The following is a 25,163-nucleotide window of genomic DNA, read 5'->3' on the forward strand; positions in this document are numbered from 1 at the left end:
GCAGGTTTGGGTACAGTGGTGGCCACACCATGAACCGCCATCCGAGTGACCCATCCCCCTTGACCGTGCTGGCAGGCCGGCTGCGCAGCAGGGCACAAGAGCTGCTGCGCGTGTCGTTGAGCCACTACGTTACCAACGGCCTGAGCGTCTCTTTCGGTCTGGTGCTGATCATGCTGGCGCTGTTCGAAACAGCCGGACTCGGGGCCGCCGCCAGCGCCGCCGTCGGCGTGCTCATCACCAGCCTGCCGGATGTTCCCTCGCCGCGACGGCGCAAGATCATGCAGGTGCTGCCTGCGCCGGTGCTCGGCACGCCGCTGTTCATGCTGGTGCAACTGACGCGCCAGGACGATTTGTTGCTGGGCTGTGTGCTGGTGGGCGGCACTTTCTTGGCCGTGATGCTGATGGCCTGGGGCAAGCGCGGCGGGCCGATCTGCTTTTCGCTGCTGTTCTCGATGCTGTTTTCCATGGCCGCGCCGCCGATGACTTCGCTCAACCAGGTGCTGGCGCATACCGGCTGGTTTGTCGCCGGCTCGGTGCTTTATCTGCTGTGGGCGGTGCTGACCACGCACCTGCTCAACCGCCGCTACCGGTTGCAGTTGCTGGCCGAATGCCTGCACAGCTTTGCCGCCATCTTGCGCATCCAGGCGCAGCGTTTTGACGACGAGCCCAACCACCAGGCGCTGCTTGAAGCCATGCTGGCGCAGCAGGCCAATTTTGCCGACCAGCTGCAGGACACGCGCAACGTGGTGCTGGAGTCGCCCACCACCCGTCCGCGCCAACAGGTGGCTGCCATGCTGCTAAGCCTGCTCGAAGCGCGCGACCACCAGTTGGCCTGCGACCTGGACCTGGACGTGCTGCTGGACCGGCGCGCCATCGCACCCCACCTGCCCAGACTGCAGCAGGCGCTGAACGCCACGGCCGATGAATTGCAGTCGCTGGGTATGGCGCTGCTGCTGGGCCGGCGCCAGATGTCGATCCGGCCGATTCCCGACCTGCGGCCAAAGCTGGCCGGCACATTGCCGCCCCGCCCGACCGACAACCCGAAGCTGGCACTCGAACCGGTCCGCACCGACCCGCCCGACACCGCCGCCCTGCTGCGCAACATGGCCGACCGCATTGGCCACATCAATGACGAGGCGGTAAAGATCGCGGCGCTGGCACGCGGCGACGTGGCGCCCGAGCTGAGCCTGGTGCGCAACCAGTGGCAGCTGTTCGTGAGCACCACCAAATGGAGCGTCAAGCCGCTGCTGGGGCAATTGGGCTGGCGCGCGCCGACCTTGCGCTATGCGCTGCGCGCCACGCTGGCCGTGGCGACAGGCTATGTCGTGGCGTTGCAGCTGCCATGGGCCACGCACGACTACTGGATCCTGATCACCATCGTCGTGGTGATGCGCGGCAACCTGGCGCAAACGGTACAGCGGCGCAATGCGCGCGTCGCCGGCACTGTGCTCGCATGTCTGCTGGTGATGGGCCTGCTGACTGTCCATTCGGGCGCCAAGGTGCTATTCCTGATCGTCGCGCTCAGCGCCGGCCTGGCGCATGCCTTTGCCTTGCGGCGCTACCTCTACACGACGATTGCCGGCACGGTGACCGGCCTGCTGCAAGCGCACCTGATGCTGGTCGGCCTGCAGCCCACCTTTGCCATCGGCGAGCGGCTGGCCGACACGCTGCTCGGTGCACTGCTGGCCTGGCTGTTCAGCTATGTGCTGCCGTCATGGGAACGCAGCCAGATTCCCGGCCTGGTCAAGCGCAGCATTGAGGCGCAAAGCCAGCATGCCACGCTGGCGCTGGCGCTGCTGGACACCCCCCAGACAGCGGATGTGAACTGGCGACTGGCGCGCCGCGAAGCCTACGACAGCCTGTCGGCGCTGACACTGGCCACCCAGCGCAGCCTGGCCGAACCGCGCCAGGTGCGCTTACCGCTGGAGCCGCTTGAAGTGCTGCAGGCGCGCAGCTACCAGTTGCTGGCGCAGCTGACGGCGGTCAAGTCGCTGCTGCTGCTCAGGCGCGGCCAGCTGGACCTGGCCCAGGCCACGCCGGCGCTCGAGCAGGCCGCCCGCTGCATCGAAGCCGAACTGTCGGGCCAGGCGCCAGCCACCTCAAGCATGAACCCGCCCGGTTTCAGCCTTTCGGGCCAGCCCCACCTAGCGCGGCCGGATGTGTTGCTGGCGGCCGACCTGACGCCCTGGCTGCTGCGCCGCCTGCAGCTGGCCTGCGCCATTGCCATTGAACTGCGCCTGGCGGCCAACCGGGTACACGTCTGAAAGCTTGTAAAGCCGACTTCAGGCGCACCGGTTAAAAAGGATTTCATGCGGCTTGACGGCTGCAGCGACAGTCGGTGGTTTGTTGTGCCGCCGAAAATATGCCTTGTCCAATCTACCGGCCTGTTCCGGAAGAGCAATGAAAACCAGTCCTTGCGCCAGAACCCCGAACCCACCCACAGACAAGGCCCCGTAAAGTTTGATCTTTGCAAGGTTTTTCTGGTCAAATTTTCATGGAAAAACAAGACGCAAGAAACCAAACACTGGAGCGACTGCACGAGCGGCGCAAGCAAGTCGTGCCAATGACGGGACTGAGCTACCCGACAGTGCGCTCGGCCATTGAGCAACGCGCCAAGGCCCAGGGGGGGTGAGATTCACTGGGGCGATGAAACAGCCTTGGTCAATACCGACGTGCGGGGCAGAAGCTTCTCGCCAGCGGGCAAAACCCCGGTGGCCATGGCGGTAGGCGGCACGCGCCACAAACTCTCAATGATCACTACAGTTACAAGTCAGGGGAAAACGCGATGGATGATCATTGATGAGGCGTTTGATGCCGGAAAACTCATCGAATTTTTGCCGGCCTTGACCCAGGATGCAGGCAAGAAGGTGTTTTTGATTCTGGACAACCTGCGGGTGCATCACAACCGCATGGTGAAGGCCTGGGTAGCTGAGCGGCATGATCAGATTGAACTGTTTTACCTGGCCCGCTACAGCCCGCAGCTCAACCCGGAAGAACGGCTCAACGCAGACTTGAAACAGGAAATGGGCAAACGTGTGCCCGTCAGAACCAAGGCGTAAATTACGCGAAGCTGCCAACGATCACATGGCGATGCTGGAGCAAAACCCTGAACGTGTTGTGGCCTAATTCTAGGATCGTCTGGTTCACTATGCAGCTTAAAACTTCAGAGTTTTTGCGGAACAAGTCCTGAACGCACAACGCGGACAGAAATAGTCCCTGGATGCTTTTGAAGAAGTTATTTTTCTTGGGCTTTGCTACAACCGCATCGACGGCTTCCATGCGTTTGCAGACATGGCCGTGGCGACGCCAGGACTTAAGCTGCACTCAAAAATTTTGAGCATGTCACTGACAGCTTGGTAAATCGGCATCGAGACCATTCAAGCCGCCGCGCGAAAACCATGACGGCGCCGAGGGGCGAGTTCGTCGTTGTAGACGCACACGCAATGTTGGGATTTCAATTTTGCCATGCCGATGTAGATGGACAAATACACGAAATCACTTGAGCCAATCGGAAAGCAAGGCCGCAGTACCCACGATTCCAACGATTGCCGAATCCGGCCTGCCGAGCATTTGAGTCTCGGTCCGGCGTTCGCTGATGCTCACCAAACACTGCGCGAACGCGGAGCAGCCAAACATTGATTCCCTCATTAAGAAAAACGTGAGGCATTTTTGCGGTGTGAATTATCCTCGGTTGGATGATTACCACCCCTCCTCCCGCCGCCGCCGCTGGTGCTGCCACCAACCCCGCCAACCCCGCCAACGACATTACCGAACTCGATGCGGTCAGTCTCTCGCGCGCCATCCAGACGCGACAGCTGTCGTGCGTGGAAACGCTAAATGCGTTTTTAGACCAGGTGGCCTGGCTTAATCCGCGGGTCAATGCGCTGGTTGCTTTGCAGCCGGCAGAAGGACTGCGCCAGCAGGCACAGCAACTCGATGCAGAGCTCGCGCGGGGCAATTGGCGGGGACCGATGCATGGCTTTCCGCAGGCGCCCAAGGACATCATGCCGGCAAAAGGCATGGTCACCACCAAGGGTTCACCCATATTCAAGGGACAAGTGAGCAGCACCGACGCGGCAGTGTTCGAACGCGTGCGCCAGGGCGGTGCAGTGTTCATTGGCCGCAGCAACTCCCCCGAGTTCGGCTTGGGCGGCCATACCTTCAACAGCGTCTACGGCACCACCGGAAACGCCTTCAACCCTGACAAGACGGCGGGCGGCAGCAGCGGGGGGGCCGCCGTAGCAGTGGCGCTGCGCATGCTGCCGGTGGCCGACGGCTCAGACATGATGGGATCGCTGCGTACGCCGGCCGCGTTCAACAACGTTTACGGTATGCGCACCACGCCGGGCTGCGTGCCGCACGGGCCGACCGATGAGGTGTTCTTCCAGCAGTTCAGTGTGTCTGGACCGATGGCGCGCAACATTCCGGATCTGGCGCTGTTGCTGTCCGTGCAGGCTGGCTTCGATGCACGCTTGCCGCTCACGCGCCGCGATCAAGCCATCGACTTCACCGCGCCGTTGCAGCGCAGTTTCAAAGGCAGCCGTATCGGCTGGCTAGGCGACCTGGGCGGCCACCTCGCTATGGAGCCCGAGTTGTTGGCCCTGTGCGAACAAACATGTAAAACCTTTGAAACGATCGGCTGCCAGGTCGAGCCGGTGCTGCCAGCCTTCGACCTGGAGCGCCTGTGGCGCGCCTGGCTCACGCTGCGCAGCTTCAATGTGGCGGGCAGCAATGCGGCCCTGTACAACGACGTGGCCCAGCGCGCCCTGCTCAAGCCCGAAGCAGTGTGGGAGATCGAGCGCGGCCTGGCGCTCAGCGGGCCAGATGTGTTCAACGCGGCATGCGACCGCTCGGCTTGGTACCAGGTTCTGCGCGTCCTGTTCGAGACCTACGACTACCTGATACTGCCAGCGACCCAAGTGCTGCCGTTCGACGCCGCGCTGCACTGGCCCGCCCAGGTTAATGGCCGCAACATGGACACTTATCACCGCTGGATGGAGGTAGTGGTGCCCGCCACCATGGCAGGCCTGCCCGCTCTAAGCGTGCCGGCTGGCTTTAGCGTCAATGGCCTTCCCGCAGGCCTGCAAATCCTGGGGCCGACACAGGCCGACTGGTCGGTACTGCAAATTGGCCACGCCTATGACCAGGCCAGCGGGCACGCGCACGCGCGCAGCACGCTACTGGGTTGAAGCCTGTACATGATTCATCGTCTTTTTGTTTTTTGGTTCAATCCATGCGCGCCGTAGCCGTTCAAGCCGGGATCAAGGCCTTATGACCTGGAAAGACGCCACAAAGTGGTACAACGACTTTTGCTGAGCGCTTGCTGGCATTGGATTGATCTGCGAACAGTAGCAACCGTTAAATAGCAAAGCCAATTTTTTTTCTTTGCACAATTCGTACCAAGATTTTCACGATCTTGGCGTCAGTCGAATCGATTTAAAAGGCGGCGAAAACTTTTCTGTTGAATCGACAAACAAGTCGCCTTTCGCGTCTAAAGGTCACGCCAAATGACACGATTTTACTGGACCCTGTGCCAATCGCGGTGGCAGAGGCCCAAGGTTGGGTCGCTCAAAAACGATAGCCCTGGGTCAAATCAATTTCAGCGCCAACACGGGTCTTGATGAAGTACATGTGAGTTACAGCACTGGTGGCTAGGTTGGGTTGGGTTGTGCCTGTGGGTATGCACGTCTGGACATCTTCGTGATCGATACCAATGGCGTTGCCCTTTGGAGGTAGTTGAATCAATTTTCTGAAATTTGCTTGAGGCAACAGAACTTCTGCCTGAGGGTAAACACGTTTTCACAAGACACGATACGGTGAGATGCTTGGACTTATGCGGTCGCAGTTCCTACCCTTTGAAAATACAGGAGATATTTATGTCATTGAAGTCGCTCAAGCACGCGTTCGCTGTCCTGGGTTTGTTGCTCAACCCGCTGCTCCCAGGCGCCCAGGCGCAGCCGGCGCTTGGTGCCTGGCCGACCAAGCCGGTGAAGATCGTGGTGACCTTTACGCCAGGGGGCGCCCCTGACACCCTGGCCCGCATACTGGCCGACAAATGGAGCCAGTCGCTGGGCCAGACATTCACCGTGGACAACAAGCCTGGTGCTGGGGGCAACATCGGTGCCGACTTCGTGGCCAAAAGCCCCGGTGACGGCACAACGCTGCTGGTCGGCACGGTAGGCACCCACGCCATCAACCCGGCGCTGTACGCCAACATGCCGTACAACAACATCAAGGACTTCACACCCATCAGCTTTCTGGCGTCCACGCCTAATGTGCTGGTTGTCAACAACGCGGTGCCGGCCAAAAACGTACAGGAGCTGATCGCCCTGGCCGGCAAGACGCCGTTGACCTTCGGCTCTTCTGGCAGCGGCACATCGATTCACCTGTCTGGAGAGCTGTTCAACACCCTTGCGGGTGTGAAGATGCAACACATTCCCTACAAGGGCCGCGCGCAGGCCGTACCTGATCTGCTGGGCGGGCGTATCACCATGATTTTCGACAACATGCCTTCGGCTTTGCCGTTGATCAAGTCGGGCGAAGTGCGTGCCATTGCCGTCACCAGCGCGACCCGCTCGGCGGCCGCACCGACGATTCCAACGATTGCCGAGTCCGGCCTGCCGGGCTTTGAAGCCACGTCCTGGTTTGCCCTGCTGGCCCCCGCCGGACTGTCCCGGGAGGTGCAGGCCCGCATCAGCACTGAAACTGCCCGGGTGCTGGCGTTGCCCGATGTGCGCGAAAAGCTGGCGCTGTTGGGGCTGGACGCGGCACCGGGAACACCGGAAGCACTGGCTACATTCATCCAGAGCGAGACCATCAAATGGGCCAAAGTGGTGAAGGAGTCAGGCGCTAAACTGGATTGACGTGCAAGATTTTGGCGCTGTTCTGACTTTTCAAAAGCTTTCTGACCGGTCTTACTGATGATCCATATCGACGGCTTTTCCAGACCTGCTCGCCCGCTGCAAAACCAGAGATCGAATCAACGTACTCACCGAAGATGTCAAGGTCACTGCCCCATGTTTCCCGGATTGACTTGAAACAAAAGAGCGTTCCACCACCCAGCGCTGAGGTATCACTACAAAACATTCAGCGCGCGCGGCGCCACTGGCAGGCACAAAAGCGCCAAACTTCTCGGCCAGGTATTGCAAAAAAGCGCCGGACTCGCATACCCGCACCGGCTTTGCACCATTGATGGCCCATCAATGCAGGAATCTTTGAGTTTGGGTTCGCAGGCGATAAAGCTACTGCTGAACTTATCATCATCATGGATACAAATCAGCCAAACGTCGTGCTCGGTGCCGCTGTGGCCCAGCGCCAGCAGTTCACGCATGAACGTCACCTTGACACTACTGGGCGTTGCCAGTGCGTAACGCTGTAGGAGCGACTCCCGACTGGCAAGTCCTTGTAGTGCGTGGCATCAGCGATAGGCCGGTTAATGCTGGCGAACTTGCCGCCGCTTTCTTTGTCCCAAAGCCAGACTTTGGGTGGGACGTATTCGGTGGTGCACTTATAACGTGACCTTATTCATATCAAAAGCGCTCGACCCAGGGACGCACCTCGATCTCCCAGGACCAGGTGTTTCGCGGTTGCGTGAGTAGGTGCACATAGCTGGCAGCAATGGCGTCAGGGTCAAGTTGCGTGTCCTGGCCGTCATTGGGCGCGCCGGCAGGTCGGATGGAGCCGTCAACGACCACATGGGCGACATGAATGCCTTGTGGCGACAGCTCGCGCGCCATGCTTTGCGCCAAGCCGCGTAACGCAAACTTGCCCATCGCAAACGCGGCCGATTGCGCGTATCCCTTGACCCCAGCCGACGCGCCCGTGAAGAGCACCACGCCGTTTCGGTGAGGCAGCATGCGGCGCACAGCTTGCTGGGCAACGCGAAAAGCAGCGATCGCGGTCACGTCAACCGCCCGCGCGACAGCATCGGCATCCACCTCAACGAAAGCGCCGCGAACGCGTTGACTGGCGTTGTAAACAACAACATCCGGCGAGCCACCCAACGCCAGCGCAGCAGCGTCAAACAGAGCTTCAACTGAGGCTGCATTGCTTGCGTCAGCAACGAGCGGGACGGCGCCGGTTTCGGCCGCAATCGCCTCGAGTGGCTCACGCCTGCGCGCCGCTATCGCCACACGCATTCCACAGTTACCGGTAAAGGCGCGCGCCAAACTCGCGCCAAGCCCGGGGCCGGCACCAACAATCAACGCCCGCCGATACTGTGTATCACTCATGCGGCCGCCGGCGTGGCGAGTCGAGCGTTTTGTGGGAACATCACCTTGCGGGAGTCTTCGTCCATCTCGGTTTTGTAGGCGTGCTTGGTTTTCAGGGCTTCGGCACGCTGGGCAGCAGGGCGCGCATTGATCTCGTCGAGAAGTCGCTTGACGTTCGGTAGCGTCGCCCAGGCTTCAGCCCCCAGAATGAAGGGCACGGCGCGCGCCCAGCCCCACACGGCCATGTCTACGATGGTGTAGGTATCACCCAGCATGAAGCGGTGTTTTTCGAGTTGCGCGTCAATCAACGCCCAGTGGCGCTGCGCCTCGAAATCGTAACGGTTCACTGCGTAAGCCTTAGGTTCAGGCGCGAAATGTTTGAAGTGCACTGCTTGGCCTGAATAGGGGCCAACACCAGTGGCAACCAACATCAGCCACGACAGCATCTGGGCGCGCTGCGCAGGCGTGTTCTCCGGCAGGAATGCACCCGTTTTCTCAGCGAGGTAGATCAAAATAGCATTGCTGTCAAAGACAACAGCGTCTCCGTCAACCAGCGCCGGAGTTTTACCATTCGGGTTGATAGCGGTGAACTCAGGCAAGTGCTGATCTCCCTTGCGCGTATCCACTGGAACGACTTCGTAAGGCAGACCTGCCTCCTCAAGAAACAAAGCAACTTTGGCGGGGTTGGGGGACGGGTGGTAGTAAAACTTGATCATGGGGTTCCTTATCAGAGTTGTGCGATCGACTGCTGGAGCTTTTGCTAGGCTCTGGCAGTGTAAGTTTGTTATACGTTTAACCTTGGACACACTGCTTAAACCCTGATGGCCAAATCGAAAGCATCGTTTGCCGTCGGGTATTCCCGTGAGGAAATCAGTAAGCGAATGTCTGGAATCGGTACAGTTTGCAACTGGCGGCTCTTGGGCGAATGTGTGAATTTATCTGCCCAAGCCGAGGGACGGAAATCGCAGCAATACTGCCGCTCATCGTGAGAGCACAGACCGACGATAAAAGCCCAGACTCTAGATCTGATCGGCTCCAGCTTACCGCGATAAAGCTGTCGCTCGTATAAATGCGACTGTTAAAAACGTAGTCGTTATCCATCGATCCAGGCCGTGTTCAGAAAGTCAATGATGCCATTTCCTGGTGCCGGCGATATGCACAAAGCCCAGGAACGTGACGTCGAGCTTGTCATAGCGGGTAGCCACACGGCGAAAAACCTTCATGCGCTGGAAAAGGTTTTCCACCAGGTGGCACGCCTTATAGCGGTGCGTGTCCAGCACGCGTGGGTTCTTTTTGCGGTTGACCCGGCAGGCGATGATGATGTCCATTTCCTGCTTTTGTGCAGCCTGGACAATTTTGTCTGAGTCCTATGCCTTGTCTGCCAAAAGCGCCTTGGCCTGCAGCCCACCCAGCAGTTCGGGTACGGGTTTGGAGTCGTGACGCTGGCCTGCGGTCAGCACAAAGCGCAGCGGGTTGCCCAGCGCGTTGCATATGGCGTGGATTTTGGTGTTGCGCCCGCCGCGCGTGATGCCGATGGACTGTGGGCCGTTGGTTTTCCTTGCCCCTGCCGAGGATAGGTGCGCCCGGCAGCAGGTTGAATCCACCGTCATATCCTCCATGTCGGGCTGCTGCACGCCCTGGAAAAGGTGCTCGAAGTGCCCTTTTTTACACCAATACGCATAGCGTTGGTACAACTGCGTTCCATTCGCCCAGCCGCTCGGGCAGGTCGCGCCAGGGCGAGCCCGTGCGGGCCATCCACAGCAGGGCATCGAAAAACGCCCTCTAAGCCCCGCCGGGGCGGCCTTTGCAAGGCGGCATTGACGGCTCGATACGCTGCCATTGCGCATCGGTGAAGATGTGGCGTTCTTGAGTCATTTGGCTGCCCAAAACGGGGGATTACATCACTGCTCTAGCGCTCCAAAAAGCGTGCGGCGGTCATCTGAAGCTTTTTCTTCAGGTCGCACAACTTCAGCGCATCAAACTTTCCGATCACGGCCTAGCAAGCACGTAGTTCGTTACAACATATTGACCGATTGACCGATTGACCGATTGACCGATTGACCGATTGACCGATTACTTTGCCCTTGCCCTTGCCTTTGCATTTGCCTCTGCTGTCGCTTCCGCGAAGCGCATTGTTACTCCCTGCATTCGCAAACGATTCTTGCCGAAGTCGTAAAGGCCAAACCCGGAGTGCGACTGGAAATCGATTTGTTGCTGCTGCGGGTCGAGCAGGAAAATCACGTCATCCCGAAAACCCGCAGGCGTCTTAAAGACTGCCTTGACCATGCTCTCGTCCTTCTGATAGATGGTCGCCTCCGGAAAACTTGCCAGTGTCGCTTCAAGCAGTGCCAGTCCCTGCGCCCCGGTGCCGGTAAAACGCAGTGGCGACAGACCATTACTGGCACGCGAATTGACGCAATTCGTTGGAAGCACGCAGTTTATCCTCGGATCGATCTCGGTATTTTCCTGGGTCAGCGCTGGGAGCGTTGAGGCACAGCCAGCTGCGACCAACAGCGCAATGATGCTCAAAGTAATCTTGGGTTCGCGTTGCCGATACATCCATAGCTCCGTTCAATAGTAAATATCGTTATGGGGGATCAGCGCTTGCATTAAAACGAATCTAAAGAGTTCGCCCACGTTACAGCCGGCGCGCTGATAAGAGCTTACGGGTCAACGGCAGTTTGCGCTGCAACTGCAGCATCAAGATCGCTTCGTTGCCAGTCAGTCTGGAGACGGACAAAGTCCAGATTTGCAGGGCTTCGACTTCGCAAGCTGGATTGGGTCCACAGCTGACGTGTAATGCATCATTACAACGGCAGCGTCTGCGGCACGCGAAATTCGAGGGTGCGCAATGTTTGACAGCAATAGCCCTGGCAAAGCCGACTGGCGTGGTCTATGTTTAAGGGGCAAGGTCATTACGACAACGAATCAACACCCACCACGCTCGCATCTTCGGCCCCATGCCCTTGAGCAATAAGTTGGTCCATCCGCTGGGCAATGCCTGGCAGCACGGACATAGGGAGATCACCCGCAGTCTCCAACATCAGCCGCACATCCTTGCGAGCCATTGCCAATTCAAAGCTCACCGAAAAGTTGCCTTGGGCCATTTTCTTGCCGCGCCCAGCCACCATGGCGTTAAGGTCCAGCAGCTCCAGCAACTCGATCGCATCGTCCCCCTTGACGCCGCTGGCTTTGGCGATGGTGAGGATGTCAGCCAAGGTGGACGACATCCCAATGATCATGGCATTGCCAAACAGCTTGTTGACTGCTGCCAGGTCTTGACGCTCCCCAAGATATTCCAGGCGTGCAGTCATCCGCGCCAGATCACCTTTGACCTGCTCAAACAGGGCTTGAGGCCCTGCCACCATCATGGACCCCTGAGCAGCGAGGGCCGCTGCTGGCCCCATGAATACCGGACAATGCAGGTAGTTCACGCCCTCTGAATTCAGCCGCGCAGCGCGAGTCGCCGTACTGGCGGGCAGCGTGGTGGTGTGGTCCAGCACCAAGGCGCTGGGTGACAAGGCAGTTCGTGCGGCCGCCAGCACCTCTTCAACCACCGCATCGTCTTTCAGTATCAGATGAACCCGGGACGCGCCCCGGACGGCATCGGCAGGGGTTGCCGCGACCGCTATGCCGAACGCCTTAAGCGCTTCAGCCTTTTCGGATGACCGGTTCCAGACAGTGACGGTCTCGCCTCGCTTGGCCGCAGCTTCTGCGAACGCGCTGCCCAACAAACCGGTGCCAAGAAATGTGATGTTCGCCATGGAGTTTATCTTTCGTATTGGATAGGTACTGGGGTGCAAAAAGGTGACTGCTCACGCTATCTTATCGAGTGAAGCACATTCGCAGTTGAGTTGCTAACCGCAATATTTTGCGTCTTTACAACCAATGAACCATTAATCCGAAAAAGCCACGGGTAGTTTGTAAAAGATACAGTTGAGGCGATGAGCTTTGACAATACCGTCCGGACCATCCATCGCGGCAGGTTTGAACGCAACGTCCACGAAATCAAAATATGGTCCGGGTCAATATGCTCTACCCGTGGTCTTTCGCAAGGAGACTGGGCGGCAAAAGGATTCAAACAGGCGCGAATTGGTTCTTAGCCCGCTCATGCGGTCTGGCGCATGGAGAACGTGTCCGTCACCACCGTCGGCGCTATCTGCGAAGACCGGTCTCATCGGGCTCAGGGGCGTGATTTTTGCAATATGGGTCCGCTTTGCGACTCAACAGGCCTGCACCGCCCCATGCTGCGCAGATTGAGCGCCAGGCAGACGAGCTTGAACTCAGCTTTCGCCATTGCCAGTGAACTGCGCCTGGCGGCCAAACGGGTACATGTCTGAAAGCTTGCAAAGCCGACTTCAGGCGCACCGGTTGAAAGGGATTTCATGCGGCTTGCCGGCGGCAGCGACAATCGGGGGTTTGTTATGCCGCCGAAAATATGCCTTGTTCGATCAACCGGCCTGTTCCGGAAGAACAATGAAAACCCGCCCTTGCGCCAGAACCCTGAACCCAACTAACGGCTTACCGACAAAGCCAGCGAACTGAATGCAAAGAGAAAAATCCCCGGCCGTCCAACCCCCGGACAAGGCCGCGCTGCACACGCCGATGATGCAGCAGTACCACGCCATCAAGGCCGAGTACCCCGACACGCTGGTGTTCTACCGCATGGGCGACTTCTACGAGGTGTTCTATGGCGACGCCGAAAAGGCCGCGCGCCTGCTCGACATCACGCTGACGCGGCGCGGCCAGTCGGCCGGTGAGCCGGTGATGATGGCCGGCGTGCCGTTTCATTCGCTGGAGAATTACCTCGCCAAGCTGATCAAGCTCGGCGAATCGGTAGCAATCTGCGAGCAGACCGGTGACGTGGCTACAGCCAAAGGCCCGGTCGAGCGCAAGGTGGTGCGCGTGGTCACGCCGGGCACGCTGCTGGACGCGGAACTGCTCGACGACAAGACCGAATTGATTTTGCTAGCGGTGCACCAAGGCGCGCGCAACACCTGCGGGCTGGCCTGGCTCAGTGTGACGCAAGGCGAAATCCATCTGGCGCATTGCGTCAATGGCGAGCTGGAAACCTGGCTGGCGCGCATCGCCCCGAGTGAACTGCTCTACAACGCCGATATCACGCCGGCGTTCGAGCAGCGCCTGAAAAGCTGGCGTTGCGCCGCCAGCGCGCGGCCGGCCTGGCAGTTTGACGCGGCCCTGGGCGCGCGCCGCCTGCTGGAGCAGCTCAAGGTGGCTTCGCTGGCGGCGTGGCAGGCCGAAGCCCTGGGCGAAGCGCATGCTGCCGCCTCGGCGCTGCTGGGCTATGCCGAACACACCCAGGGGCGCGCGCTGTCGCATGTGCAGGGCCTCCAGGTGGTGCGTTCGGGCGAGTTGATCGAACTGCCGCTGACGACCCGGCGCAACCTTGAACTCACGCAGACCCTGCGCGGCGAAAGTGCGCCGACCTTGTTCTCGCTGCTTGACACCTGCGCCACCGGCATGGGCAGCCGGGCGCTGAAAAGCTGGCTGCTCAGCCCGCGCCGCGACCGCGCCCAGGCCGCCGGCCGCCTGGAAGCCATCACGCAGCTGCGCGCCAGCAGCCAGCAAGGTTTGCGCGCGCAACTCAAGGGCAGCAGCGACGTCGAGCGCATCACGGCGCGCATCGCGTTGCGCCAAGTGCGCCCGCGCGAACTCGTCGCGCTGCAGTTGACGCTACAAAAAGCAGAGCTGCTTGTGCCCGTGGGTATTGAGCAAACGGCACTTTTAACCACTATTTTCGAGGATTTGCAGCCGCCACCCGGCTGCGCCGAACTGCTGCGCCATTGCATCCTGGACGAGCCGGCGGCATTGGTCCGCGACGGCGGCGTCATCAACCGGGGCTGCGACGCCGAACTGGACGAGCTGCGCGCCATCCAGACCAACTGCGACGGCTTTTTGCTGGAACTGGAAAGCCGCGAAAAAGCCCGCACCGGCATTGCCAACCTGCGCGTGCAGTACAACAAGGTGCACGGCTTTTACATCGAGGTCACGCAGGGCCAGCTGGACAAGGTGCCCGCCGACTACCGGCGCCGCCAGACGCTGAAGAATGCCGAACGCTACATCACGCCCGAACTCAAGGCCTTCGAGGACAAGGCGCTGTCGGCCTCGACACGCGCGCTGGAGCGCGAAAAGTGGCTGTACGAGCAACTGCTCGACCAGCTGCAGGCCTTCATCCCCGCGCTGAGCCGGCTGGCACGCGCCATTGCCGCGCTGGATGCGCTGTGCGCGCTGGCCGAGCGCTCGCTGACGCTGGGCTGGTGCGCTCCCGATTTCGTCAAGGAACCGTGCATCGACATTGCGCAGGGGCGGCACCCGGTGGTGGAAGCCCGGCTGCTTGAGACGGGCGGCGGTGCCTTCATTGCCAACGACTGCAGCCTGACCGGAAAAAGCCGGATGCAGATCATCACCGGCCCCAACATGGGCGGCAAATCGACCTATATGCGCCAGGTCGCGCTGATCGTCTTGCTGGCCAGCATCGGCTCCTATGTACCTGCCAGCCGCTGCCGGCTCGGGCCGATCGATGCGATTCACACACGCATCGGCGCGGCTGACGACGTGGCCAACGCGCAATCGACCTTCATGCTCGAAATGCTCGAAGCCGCGCAGATTTTGCATGCCGCCACACCCCATTCGCTGGTGCTGATGGACGAGATCGGGCGAGGCACCTCGACCTTCGACGGCCTGGCGCTGGCCGGCGGCATTGCCGCGCACCTGCACAACAAGTCGCAGGCGTTCTCGCTGTTTGCCACGCATTATTTCGAGCTGACCGGATTTCCGGCTCAGCACCATGGCGCAGTCAATGTACATGTCAGCGCGGTCGAGTCGGGCAGCGACATCGTGTTTTTGCACCATATCGAACCCGGTCCGGCCAGCAAGAGCTACGGCATTGCCGTGGCCAAGCTGGCCGGCGTGCCCGCCGCTGTCCTTAACCATGCGCGGCATGCGCTGGCTGCGCTGGAAACCCAGCAAAGCCAGGCCAGCGCGCAGGTTGACCTGTTTGCCGCACCGCCAGAACTGCCGGCGACCGAACCTTCGGCCATTGAAACAACACTGGCCTCCATAAATCCTGATATCTTGAGCCCCCGGGAAGCGCTTGATGCGCTGTACCGGCTTAAAAAGCTTGCGAACGCCGCCTAGATCCGCAGCCCTCCAGGCATCCCATGTACTCTTCAACCCCTCTTCACGCCATGACTTACTGCGTCGCCATCAAACTCAATGCCGGACTGGTTTTCCTGTCCGACTCCCGGACCAACGCGGGCCTGGACCACATCAGCACCTTTCGCAAGATGATCGTCTATGAAAAGCCAGGCGACCGCTTCATGGTGCTGCTGACCGCCGGCAACCTGTCGATCTCGCAGTCGGTGCGCGAGATATTGCAGACCGAGGAAATACCCGATCCCGCTGGCGGCGAGCCGATCACCATCTGGAACGCCAAGAGCATGTTCGACGCCGCCCGCGTGCTGGGGTCGGCCATACGCCGCGTCTACGAGCACGACGCCCAGGCGCTGCGCAACGACGCTGTCGGCTTCAACGTGTCGCTGGTCTTCGGCGGCCAGATCAAGGGCGAAGGCATGCGCTTGTTCCAGGTGTATTCGCCCGGCAACTTTATCGAGGCCACCGAAGAAACGCCCTACTTCCAGGTCGGTGAATCTAAATATGGCAAACCGGTACTGGACCGGGTCATCCGGCCTGAAACGCCGCTGGACGAGGCCGCCAAGTGCGCGCTGGTGTCGATGGACTCAACCATGAAGTCCAACCTGTCGGTCGGTCTGCCGCTGGACCTGGTGGTGTACGAAGTCGACAGCTTGAAAAGCGACAAGATCGTCTGCATCGACCAGGACAACCCTTACTACCAGATGATGCACAACAGCTGGGGACAAAAGCTGCGCGAGGTGTTCGACAGCATCGAAGACCCGGTGTGGGACGATGCGCACACTGAAACGCCGATCAAGATGCCGGCTGGCCGCCATGCCGTGCTGAAAAAAATCAGCACGCCGCATGAAAAACTGATCTAGGCCTTTTTATTGCTCCCGCATTGCTTTTTCACTGACATTAACCTCCGGGCAAAATTGCAGCCTGCGCGCTCCAGTTCCCCTTTATCCCCGTGTCCAAAAGTACCCTACCCCTCATCATTTTTTCCCATGGCAACAGCTTTCCGGCCAGCACCTACGGCGTGTTGTTCCAGAGTTTGAAGGCGCGGGGTTTTCAAATCCAGGCAATTGAAAAATTCGGCCATGACCCGCGTTACCCGGTCACCAGCAACTGGCCCAACCTGGTGCAGCAACTGGCCGACTTTGCCAGCCAGGAAGTCGAAAAGTCGGGCCAGCCCGCCTTTCTGGTCGGCCATTCGCTGGGCGGCTTTTTGAGCCTGATGTGCGCTGCCCGCCACCCCCAGCTGGGCGGCCAGAAGGTCGGCGGCGTGCTGATGCTCGACTCGCCGGTGCTGGGTGGCTGGCGCGCCAAGGCGCTCAGCGTGGCCAAGCGCGCGAAGCTGGTGGGGTCGATCTCGCCGGGCGCCATCAGCCGCAAGCGCCGCCACCAGTGGCTGGGCCGGGACGAGGTGCTGGCGCACTTTCGCAGCAAGAAAGCCTTTGCCTGCTGGGACGAGCAGGTGCTGCGCGACTACATCGACCACGGCACCCACGACGAAGGTGGCACTGCGCAAGGCCAGCGCCTGCTGAGTTTTGACCGCGACGTGGAAACGGCGATTTACAACACCCTTCCCGACAACCTGGAGCAGCTGCTGAGATCGCATCCGCTGCAATGCTCATCGACCTTCATCGGCGGGCGCCAGTCGGCCGAGATGAAGCAGGTCGGCATGGCGATGACGCAAAAAGTCACCCAGGGCCGCATCATGATGCTCGACGGCAGCCACTTGTTTCCGATGGAAAAGCCGCTGGCCACAGCGGCCGCCATCGAAGCGGCGCTGCTGAACTTCATGGGGTGAAGGCGGCTTTCGAGGCATTTCTGTATGCTGCAGGCCAAGCGCTCGTGGCCTGCTATGCAATAGATAGCTGTAAAGCTTTATGCAGCTTGCGCAAAATCGGTTTTTTATTATTTTTTTAGCTGCGAACGCTTACCGTTTGATCGCTGTTTCTATTGTTTGGTTTTGGGCTTTGGGCTTTGGGCTTTGGCTTTAGCAGGCTTCTTCTGTGGTTTGAGGGGTGAGCGCCTTCCCGGCGGGGGTGACTTTCTTTTCTGGCAAAAAAGAAAGTCACCAAAGAAAGTTGCCTGGAAACGGGAGCGGGTTAGAGCTGAACGCTCTGACGGGCCATCGCTTCGCTGGGCCCTTGGCACCTTGATTTGATGGCGGTTAGCAATTTCGGCGGCTGGCTGGTTCTACCGCTCGTTCGCCAACAGCTTCACGCTCTGCTTGATCTTTTTCTTTGTGCTTTAAGCACTTATGGCAGTTTCTTTTTCTAAATTTTTTCTTTGTTAGGGCGGGGCGTGGGCTGACAAGGGACAGTAAAAAAAGGGCAATGGTGGTTCCACAGCCACTGACCCCCAGAAAGAAAACTGGAGTTGCCGACAGCAAACAGCGAAGCGCAAGCCAAGCAGATCAAGCAGATCAAGCAGATCAAGCAGAGCGTGAAGCTGTTGGCGAACGAGCGGTAGAACCAGCCAGCCCAAGTCAGAGCCACCAGCCGCCGATCAAAGAACCCAGGGCCTAGCGAAGCGATGGCCTGTCAGAGCGTTCAGCTCTAACCCGCTCCCGCTTCCAGGCAACTTTCTTTGGTGACTTTCTTTTTTGCCAGAAAAGAAAGTTACCCCCGCCGGGAAGGCGCTCACCCCTCAAACCACAGAAGAAGCCTCCAAAGCCAAAAAACAAAAAACAAAAAAACCAAAACTAAAGAACAGAGACCGCAAGTTGACCTGCAGTCAGGTAAGCAATCACTATTTCTTGCTCAGTCCGCCCAGACCACCAGGCCGCTCCAGGCTGTGGCCAGCACCACGATGCCGAAGGCGATGCGATACCAGGCAAAGTACACAAAGTCGTGGTTGGCGATGTAGCGCAACAGCCAGCGAATACACATCCAGGCGCTTAGAAAAGAAAACAGCAAGCCGACGCCGAACATAGGCACGTCCGCCATTGACAGCAGTGCTCGGTCCTTGTACAGGCTGTAGACGCCTGCGCCAATCAGCGTCGGAATCGCCAGATAGAACGAAAAATCAATCGCTGCCTTGCGCGACAGGCCAAGCAGCATGCCGCCAATGATGGTCGAGCCGCTGCGGCTGGTGCCCGGGATCATGGCCAGGCATTGCACCAGACCGACCTTGAGCGCGTCCATCGTCGTCATCGACTCGACATTGTGGATACGGACAGCCGCCGGGTTGCGCTTTTGCCGCCTCTCGGCCCACAAAATGATGAAGCCGCCGACGATAAACGCGCTGGCCACCACCACTGGCGTGAACAGGTGCGCCTTGATGGCCTTACCAAAAAGCAACCCCAGCACCACAGCCGGTATAAAAGCCACCAGAACATTCAACGCAAACTGCTGCGCCTGCTTTTCATTCGGCAGCGCGATAACAGTACTGCGGATTTTTTGCCAGTACACCAAAATCACGGCAAAAATGGCGCCCGTCTGGATGGCAATGTCGAACACCTTGGCTTTTGAGTCGTCGAAACCCAGCAATGCGCCCGCCAAAATCAGGTGCCCGGTCGATGAAATGGGAAGAAATTCGGTCAGTCCTTCGACAATGCCCATGATGGCGGCTTTGACCAGCAAAACAGTATCCACGCTTACTCCTTGAATGAAGGCGCGATTATCGTCGCTGGTTTTTAGCCCTGTGGTTATTCCGGCGCCAACAGGTCAGGGGCCTTACAAAAGCCGGCTCAGGCGCTGGGCTGCCGCCTGCAGCGCCGGCAGCCGTTGCAGCGCCTGCTCGGCAGAAAGCCGGGAAACCGGCGCATGCACAGCCAAAGCCGCGCGCATGATGCCGTTTTCATCCCACACCGGCACGGCCAGCGCGAGCAATCCGTCGATGAACTCCTGGCGGTCCAGCGAATAACCGGCACGGGCAATACTTTCGCACTCCTGAAGCAACTGCGCTCTGGACGTGATCGTGGCGTCGGTCATGGCCGTCAAACTCAGCTCTGAAATCAGTAACTCTCGCTGCCTGGCGGGCATCAGTGCCATGAACATTTTCCCGCTGGCTGTGCAGTGCAGGGGCACATGCTCGCCCACTTCCAAGGTCAGTCGCCACGGCCAAGGCGCTTCGACACGGTCCAGGTACAGCACCGAGGCGCCGTCCAGGGTGGTGAAGTTACAGGTTTCCCCCACTTCCTTGACCAGCTCCGTCAACACCTGATGCCGCAGGCCCCGGACTGTGCCGTGGGTCAACGTGTCAAAAGACAGCTTGCGCAGGGCTGGCCCGACGACGAAGTCGCGCTCGTTGATGTCACGCGCAATGAATCCTGTCTCCAGCAACTGTGCACACAAACGATGGGCGGTGCCTTTAGGCAAGGCCAGGTCGGCAGCCAGATCCGCCAGTGAAAGCGCTCGGCCTTCCCTGGCCAGGCGCGCCAGCAATCGCAAGCTGCGCTCGGCTGAAGAGCCGGTTGAAGAAGTTGAAGTCGAAGTATTTTTTTTGGTCATAGGGTAACTTCTAATATCGGAACTAAACGTTCCAATAAATAATTATTCATGTTTAATAAATGGAATGAAAAGGTCCGGTAATTTTTCACCCTTTATTGAAGGGCAGGAAATGAATCTCAAAGCAGCAATGCCATGGCAAACCGAACAGGCAAAGCAAGAAGTATGACCAAAGAATTTGATTACATCGTTGTCGGCGCTGGTTCCGCAGGTTGCGTCCTCGCCAACCGGCTGTCTGAAGACCCGGCAACCCGGGTGCTGTTGCTGGAGGCCGGCGGCAAGGACTGGAATCCCTGGATCCACGTTCCGGTGGGCTACTTCAAGACCATGCATGACCCCAACCTGGACTGGTGCTACAAGACCGAGCCCGAGGCTGGCACCGCCAATCGCCAACTGCAATGGCCAAGGGGCAAGGTGCTGGGAGGTTCAAGTTCGCTGAACGGCTTGCTCTATGTGCGCGGTCAGCATGAAGATTACGACCACTGGGTTGAACTGGGCAATCCGGGCTGGAGCTACGCCGACGTGCTGCCCTACTTCAAGAAATCCGAGGACCAGGAGCGCGGGGCAAGTCAATACCACGGCGTCGGTGGTCCGCTGAAAGTCTCTGACCTCAGGCTGCGTCGCCCCATTGCAGACCATTTCATTGCCGGCGCCATGGACATTGGCATTCCTTTCAATGAAGACTACAACGGCGCAGTGCAAGAGGGTGTGGGCTACTTCCAGCAGACCGCTTACAAGGGCTTTCGCTGGAGTACCGCCCGCGGCTTTTTGCGCCCTGCCCGCAAGCGCGCCAACCTCACCGTCAAGACCAAAGCACAGACCACGCGCGTGCTGTTCGAAGACAAGCGCGCCGTCGGGGTGGAATATATCCAGGACGGGCAACGCCTCCAAGCCCATGCCGGGGCCGAGGTGATCCTGGCCGCTGGTGCCATCGGTTCACCGCAGTTGCTGCAGTGCTCGGGCGTCGGTCCGGCAGATCTGCTGGCCAGGGTAGGCGTGCCGGTGGTGCATGCCTTGCCAGGGGTTGGCCAGAACCTGCAGGACCACCTGCAAGTGCGTCTGGTCTTCAAGACCAGGGAGCGCACGCTCAACGATGAGGTCAACACCTACCTCGGTCAGTTGAAGGTCGGCATGCAGTATGCGTTCAGCCGCACCGGGCCGCTGACGCTGGCGGCCAGTCAGGTCACCATCTTCACCCGTTCGGGCCCGGACGTGACGCGTCCCGACATCCAGTTCCACATGCAGCCCCTGAGTGCCGACAAGCCGGGCGAAGGGGCGCACAAGTTCTCGGCCTTCACGTCGTCGGTCTGCCAGTTGCGCCCCTACAGCCGTGGCCACATAGAAATCACCTCCCCCGATGCGCTGGTCTACCCCGCCATTTACGCCAACTATCTGTCCGACGAGCGCGATCATGCGGTGGTGATTGGTGGTGTCAAGGTGGCTCGGCGTATTGCGCAGTCTTCCTCGATGGCGCCGCACATCATTTCTGAATTTGTGCCGGGGGCGCAGTTCCAGACAGATGCGGAGTTGCTTGACGCTGCCCGCCGTTACAGCCAGAGCATTTACCACCCGAGCGGCACTTGCAAGATGGGAATTGACGCCATGGCAGTGGTCGATCCCCGATTGCGGGTGCATGGCCTGACCGGTTTGCGCGTGGTCGACTGTTCCATCATGCCGGAAATCGTCTCCGGCAATACCAATGCCCCCGTCATCATGATTGCCGAAAAAGCGGCCGACATGATTCGGGAGGATGCCAGGAAAACAGCGTCTTATGCACGCTAGACGCAGCGCAACCGACAGCTTTCATTTATACAAAGGAGACAAGACATGAGCACGCACAATGAAAAGGCGATCCGCAAGGTCGTCATATCGGCGCTGGTTGGCGCCAGCCTCGAATGGTATGACTTCTTTTTGTACGGCGTCGTTGCCGGCATCGTCTTCAACCAGCTGTATTTCCCGTCGGACGACATCACGGTGTCCACCATGCTGGCGTATGGCACGTTTGCTGTCGGCTTCATCACCCGTCCGTTGGGGGGTGTGATATTTGGACATTTCGGCGACAAGCTGGGCCGCAAAAGCATGCTGGTCATCACCTTGATGATCATGGGCATTGCCACTTTCCTGATCGGCCTGATTCCCACGTACGACCAGATCGGTATCGCCGCACCCTTGCTGCTGCTGCTGATGCGCGTGATGCAAGGCATCGGGCTGGGTGGTGAATGGGGCGGCGCTGTACTCATGGCCTACGAATATGCGCCCAAGGAAAAGCGCGGCTTTTACGCATCCTTGCCGCAAATCGGCCTGGCTATCGGCCTGTGCATGGCCTCTGGCGTGGTCGGACTGTTGTCCTGGGCGCTGACGGATGCGCAGTTCATGGCCTGGGGATGGCGCATTGCCTTTCTGCTGTCAGGCGTGATGGTTGCCGTCGGCATGTACATCCGGCTGTCGGTGCAGGAAACCCCGGAATTTACCGCCGTAAAAGAAAACAATGCCGAAGCAGCTATTCCGTTTTTCGACATGATGCGGCGCTATCCGGCCAATGTGCTCAAAGGTATGGGCGCACGCTATATCGACGGTGTGTTCTTCAACATCTTTGGCGTGTTTTCGATCAATTACCTGACCAACACAGTCAAGATTACCCGCACCGATGCCCTGCTGGGCGTAATGATTTCGGCTTTGGTCATGATTGTCAGCATTCCCTTCTTTGGCAGGATGTCCGACCGCCTGGGCCGGACCAAGGTCTTCATGTGGGGCTCCATCATTACGGCGCTGTCGGCCTTTCCTGCTTTTTGGTTGATGACGAATTCAGGCGGCAATGTCACGCTTATCTGGATCTCGATCGTCATTCCTCTGGGCATCCTTTACGCAGCGATTTATGGTCCTGAAGCGGCGCTGTTTTGTGACCTGTTCGATGCCAAGGTGCGCTACACCGGCATTTCTTTCGTTTACCAGTTCTCGGGGATTTTTGCCTCAGGCATCACGCCCATCATTGCCACAGCGCTGCTCAAGACGGGTGGCGGACAACCCTGGCACATTGCCCTGTACGTGCTGTTTGCAGGCGCTGTGTCGGCGGCCTGTGCATGGTCCATAGGACGCGACAAGCTCAAGCTCGCGGCGCTTGGCACGCCAGCAAGACAGCCGCAGCGCGCTTGAGGTTGACGCAGGCAACAAGCCTGCAGTCCATGAAAGCCGAACGACCGGGACAAGCATTGCTTGTCCCGGTCGTTTCTTATTGCATTGACCAACCCAAGCACCGCCATTCGTCAAGAATCCTGTTCAAAAGCAGATTTCGACTTGTTGCGAGCGCGAACAAGGAAGGGTTGCCTCGCAGAGTGGAAAATAATGAAGCGGCCCGCACCATGACCACCAGCACACCACACGCCACTTTGCCACCCGGCGTCCACCTGCTAACGCCCACCGACATCCTGAGTTTCTGGCTGGGTGATGGCTTGGCGCTGGGCTGGCCGTCCAAAGGCATGAACCGGCGCTGGTTCCTGGGTGGTGCCACGCTTGACGATGAAATCCGGGTCCGCTTCGGCCAGGCGGTGCAATCCGCCCTGCAAGGTGGACTGGCGACATGGGAGTCATCGCTTCACAGCCGGCTGGCACTGGTGATTCTGCTCGACCAGTTCACCCGCAACCTGTTTCGCGGCACGGCCCGTGCTTTTGACGGCGACGTGCAGGCCCGGCAGCTCACGCTGAACACCCTGGCGCAGCAAGAAGACCAAGAACTGCCGTGGGTCGGCCGGGTGTTTTTGTACATGCCGCTGATGCACGCCGAAGACCTAGTGCTGCAGGAAAAATGCGTGGCCTCCTTTTCGCAACTGGTGGCCGACGCGCCGACCCCCCTGAAGCCCAAGCTTCAAGGAAGCCTCGACTCTGCCATCAAGCACCAGGGCATCATTGCGCGGTTCGGCCGATTTCCGTACCGCAATGCGGTCATGGGCCGCAAAAGCAGTGCAGAGGAAAAAGAGTTCCTGCGCAATGGTCCGCGCTTCGGGCAATAAGCGGTTCTGGCTGCCTGGCTTTTTTCACATGCTGGAAATGCCCCTCAGTGAGTCAGCGCAGCGTCCTACTGTCGTGCTTGCCGCGCCGCTGTGTACTTGAGCGCACAACAACCCCTGAGGAAACTGATGAAAAACGCACATTCTCCCGTCGGCATGCGCAGCAAAAACGCCCTGTTGGCGCTGGCTTTCGTGACCGGCTCGGTCGCCCTGCTGGCCGGATGCGCCGGTGTCAAGGCGCCGCCCAAGGAATACAGCCAGGACCGGCTGGACGACCAGATCCTGGTGCCATCAGGCCATGTAGTGGCGCTTGAAACTACAGCGGTTGGCATCCTCAACTATGAATGCAAGGCCAACCCCGCCATGGGCGGCGCCATCGGCTGGGTGCTCGCCAGCCCGCAGGCTGAGCTGATGGACCGCACCGGCAAGACCGTCGCCAGATACACCGGCCCGCCGGCCACCTGGATCCACACCGACGGTTCCAGCGTTGTCGGCACGCAAGTCGCCCTTGCACCGCGCACGGGCGCCACCAACCTCGCCTACCAGTTGTCCAAGGGAACGCCTGGCGTGGCGCCAGGTGCCATGCAAAACATCACCTATATCCAGCGCATCAAGACCAAGGGCGGGCAGGATTTAAGCAAGGCTTGCACCCAGACTGATGTCGGCGACAAGTTGACGCTGCCTTATCAGGCTGACTATATTTTCTGGAAAGCGGCTTGATACCACCAATTGAACGGTGTTTGATCACCACGCGCCCTTCATAACGGCACCACAAACGTAAAAAGCCCGCAAGCTTCAGCCTTGCGGGCTTTTTTATGTTCACCGACGTTGCGTGAGCGGATCAGCGGCGGCCGTCGCGCCGGTCGCCGCGATAACTGTCGCGGTCGCCACCCTGGTAATACACCTCGCCATAACCCGGGCCGTAGCCGTTGCCCTGAATATAGTTTCCGCCGTCATGGCGCCAGTTGTGGCCATGGCGACGTTCGCGCTCGTAATAAATAGGCTGAGGCGACAGGTACACCGGCGCTGGCCTTACAAAAACCGGACGCGGATCGTAATAGCGAGGCGCGGGCTGCACATATACCGGCTGAGGTTGTACATAAACCTGCTGAGGCTGAACGTACACCGGCTGTGGCTGGACATAGACGGGTTGTGGGTAGATCGACCCCACATTGCCAAAACTGACCACCGAGCCTGGAATGCCTACGCCAATTGACCAGCTTATGTTGTCACGCGCTTGGGCAGCGCCTGCAAAACCCAAGGCGACCACCGCCAACGAAGCAGTGGCGCCTGCCAGGATGGCAGACTTGATTCTGCGGATGCTTGTGTTCATG

Annotated in this window: 21 protein-coding genes and 2 pseudogenes; 11 read left to right on the forward strand and 12 right to left on the reverse strand. The window is 59.4% G+C overall.

Annotated features, from left to right (window positions below; translation table 11 throughout):
- The first annotated feature begins 29 nt into the window (after nucleotides 1–29).
- Complete coding sequence (locus tag IWX87_RS11145) at nucleotides 30–2,264, forward strand: FUSC family membrane protein (RefSeq protein ID WP_196863591.1); 2,235 nt, start codon at nucleotides 30–32, stop codon at nucleotides 2,262–2,264.
- Nucleotides 2,265–2,575: 311 nt separating this feature from the next.
- Nucleotides 2,576–3,126 (forward strand): annotated as a pseudogene (locus IWX87_RS11150) (IS630 family transposase); the annotation flags it as partial.
- On the opposite strand, the gene IWX87_RS11155 reads toward IWX87_RS11150, so the two are convergent.
- Nucleotides 3,061–3,279, reverse strand: coding sequence for a hypothetical protein (locus IWX87_RS11155; RefSeq protein WP_196863648.1), 219 nt, complete (start codon nucleotides 3,277–3,279; stop codon nucleotides 3,061–3,063). The pseudogene IWX87_RS11150 and the gene IWX87_RS11155 sit on opposite strands and share 66 nt — an antisense overlap.
- A gap of 416 nt (nucleotides 3,280–3,695) precedes the next feature.
- On the opposite strand from IWX87_RS11155, the gene IWX87_RS11160 reads away from it, so the two are divergent.
- Complete coding sequence (locus IWX87_RS11160) at nucleotides 3,696–5,189, forward strand: amidase (RefSeq protein ID WP_196863592.1); 1,494 nt, start codon at nucleotides 3,696–3,698, stop codon at nucleotides 5,187–5,189.
- 687 nt (nucleotides 5,190–5,876) lie between these two features.
- On the forward strand, nucleotides 5,877–6,863 hold the full coding sequence (locus IWX87_RS11165; RefSeq protein ID WP_196863593.1) for a tripartite tricarboxylate transporter substrate binding protein: 987 nt from the start codon (nucleotides 5,877–5,879) through the stop codon (nucleotides 6,861–6,863).
- A gap of 219 nt (nucleotides 6,864–7,082) precedes the next feature.
- On the opposite strand, the pseudogene IWX87_RS19680 reads toward IWX87_RS11165, so the two are convergent.
- From IWX87_RS19680 to IWX87_RS11200, 8 genes and pseudogenes are all read right to left on the reverse strand, one after another.
- Nucleotides 7,083–7,524, reverse strand: a pseudogene (locus IWX87_RS19680) (glutathione S-transferase N-terminal domain-containing protein); the annotation flags it as partial.
- Nucleotides 7,525–7,529: 5 nt separating this feature from the next.
- Nucleotides 7,530–8,231, reverse strand: a complete 702-nt coding sequence (locus IWX87_RS11175) for an SDR family NAD(P)-dependent oxidoreductase (RefSeq protein ID WP_196863595.1) — start codon at nucleotides 8,229–8,231, stop codon at nucleotides 7,530–7,532.
- Nucleotides 8,228–8,926, reverse strand: a complete 699-nt coding sequence (locus IWX87_RS11180; RefSeq protein ID WP_196863596.1) for a glutathione S-transferase family protein — start codon at nucleotides 8,924–8,926, stop codon at nucleotides 8,228–8,230. Before IWX87_RS11180 ends, IWX87_RS11175 begins: the two co-directional genes overlap by 4 nt.
- 408 nt (nucleotides 8,927–9,334) lie before the next feature.
- Nucleotides 9,335–9,538 carry a transposase gene (locus IWX87_RS11185; RefSeq protein WP_196863597.1) on the reverse strand — a complete coding sequence of 68 codons (204 nt, stop codon included), beginning with the start codon at nucleotides 9,536–9,538 and terminating at the stop codon, nucleotides 9,335–9,337.
- Nucleotides 9,539–9,577: 39 nt separating this feature from the next.
- The gene (locus tag IWX87_RS11190) at nucleotides 9,578–9,904 is read right to left on the reverse strand and encodes a transposase (RefSeq protein ID WP_196863598.1); all 327 of its coding nucleotides are present in this window, start codon (nucleotides 9,902–9,904) and stop codon (nucleotides 9,578–9,580) included.
- Nucleotides 9,876–9,965: a hypothetical protein gene (locus tag IWX87_RS20040; RefSeq protein WP_370583864.1), complete on the reverse strand. Its 90-nt coding sequence runs from the start codon at nucleotides 9,963–9,965 to the stop codon at nucleotides 9,876–9,878. Before IWX87_RS20040 ends, IWX87_RS11190 begins: the two co-directional genes overlap by 29 nt.
- A 318-nt stretch (nucleotides 9,966–10,283) precedes the next feature.
- Entirely contained in the window at nucleotides 10,284–10,739 is a 456-nt protein-coding gene (locus IWX87_RS11195; RefSeq protein ID WP_196863599.1) for a DUF1499 domain-containing protein, read from the reverse strand.
- Nucleotides 10,740–11,125: 386 nt separating this feature from the next.
- Nucleotides 11,126–12,013: an NAD(P)-dependent oxidoreductase gene (locus IWX87_RS11200; protein WP_231374738.1), complete on the reverse strand. Its 888-nt coding sequence runs from the start codon at nucleotides 12,011–12,013 to the stop codon at nucleotides 11,126–11,128.
- A 742-nt stretch (nucleotides 12,014–12,755) separates the two neighbouring features.
- Between IWX87_RS11200 and mutS the strand changes: the two genes are divergently transcribed.
- The 3 genes from mutS to IWX87_RS11215 all read left to right on the forward strand — a co-directional run bounded on the left by mutS (nucleotide 12,756) and on the right by IWX87_RS11215 (nucleotide 17,178).
- Nucleotides 12,756–15,368: a DNA mismatch repair protein MutS gene (mutS, locus tag IWX87_RS11205; RefSeq protein WP_196863600.1), complete on the forward strand. Its 2,613-nt coding sequence runs from the start codon at nucleotides 12,756–12,758 to the stop codon at nucleotides 15,366–15,368.
- Between the two features lie 50 nt (nucleotides 15,369–15,418).
- A complete protein-coding gene (locus tag IWX87_RS11210) occupies nucleotides 15,419–16,246 on the forward strand; it encodes a proteasome-type protease (RefSeq protein WP_196863601.1) in 828 nt (275 codons plus the stop codon).
- An 89-nt stretch (nucleotides 16,247–16,335) separates the two neighbouring features.
- Nucleotides 16,336–17,178 carry an alpha/beta hydrolase gene (locus IWX87_RS11215; protein WP_196863602.1) on the forward strand — a complete coding sequence of 281 codons (843 nt, stop codon included), beginning with the start codon at nucleotides 16,336–16,338 and terminating at the stop codon, nucleotides 17,176–17,178.
- Nucleotides 17,179–18,136: 958 nt separating this feature from the next.
- On the opposite strand, the gene IWX87_RS11220 is transcribed toward IWX87_RS11215, so the two are convergent.
- Nucleotides 18,137–18,970, reverse strand: coding sequence for an undecaprenyl-diphosphate phosphatase (locus tag IWX87_RS11220; protein WP_196863603.1), 834 nt, complete (start codon nucleotides 18,968–18,970; stop codon nucleotides 18,137–18,139).
- 81 nt (nucleotides 18,971–19,051) lie between these two features.
- Nucleotides 19,052–19,828 carry an IclR family transcriptional regulator gene (locus IWX87_RS11225; RefSeq protein ID WP_196863604.1) on the reverse strand — a complete coding sequence of 259 codons (777 nt, stop codon included), beginning with the start codon at nucleotides 19,826–19,828 and terminating at the stop codon, nucleotides 19,052–19,054.
- A gap of 162 nt (nucleotides 19,829–19,990) precedes the next feature.
- On the opposite strand from IWX87_RS11225, the gene IWX87_RS11230 reads away from it, so the two are divergent.
- From IWX87_RS11230 to IWX87_RS11245, 4 genes are all read left to right on the forward strand, one after another.
- On the forward strand, nucleotides 19,991–21,607 hold the full coding sequence (locus IWX87_RS11230; RefSeq protein ID WP_196863605.1) for a GMC family oxidoreductase: 1,617 nt from the start codon (nucleotides 19,991–19,993) through the stop codon (nucleotides 21,605–21,607).
- Between the two features lie 45 nt (nucleotides 21,608–21,652).
- The gene (locus IWX87_RS11235) at nucleotides 21,653–22,978 is read left to right on the forward strand and encodes an MFS transporter (protein ID WP_196863606.1); all 1,326 of its coding nucleotides are present in this window, start codon (nucleotides 21,653–21,655) and stop codon (nucleotides 22,976–22,978) included.
- A 206-nt stretch (nucleotides 22,979–23,184) separates the two neighbouring features.
- Nucleotides 23,185–23,832, forward strand: coding sequence for a DUF924 family protein (locus tag IWX87_RS11240; protein ID WP_196863607.1), 648 nt, complete (start codon nucleotides 23,185–23,187; stop codon nucleotides 23,830–23,832).
- Between the two features lie 126 nt (nucleotides 23,833–23,958).
- Nucleotides 23,959–24,549: a DUF3455 domain-containing protein gene (locus IWX87_RS11245; protein WP_196863608.1), complete on the forward strand. Its 591-nt coding sequence runs from the start codon at nucleotides 23,959–23,961 to the stop codon at nucleotides 24,547–24,549.
- 121 nt (nucleotides 24,550–24,670) lie between these two features.
- Here IWX87_RS11245 and IWX87_RS11250 read toward each other — a convergent pair whose 3' ends face one another.
- Nucleotides 24,671–25,162 (reverse strand): PXPV repeat protein, encoded by a 492-nt coding sequence (locus tag IWX87_RS11250; RefSeq protein WP_196863609.1) that lies wholly within the window; start codon nucleotides 25,160–25,162, stop codon nucleotides 24,671–24,673.
- Between the last annotated feature and the right edge of the window lies 1 nt (nucleotide 25,163).

It is taken from the genome of Polaromonas sp. CG_9.7 (assembly GCF_015752205.1).
Taxonomy (GTDB): Bacteria; Pseudomonadota; Gammaproteobacteria; order Burkholderiales; family Burkholderiaceae_C; genus Polaromonas.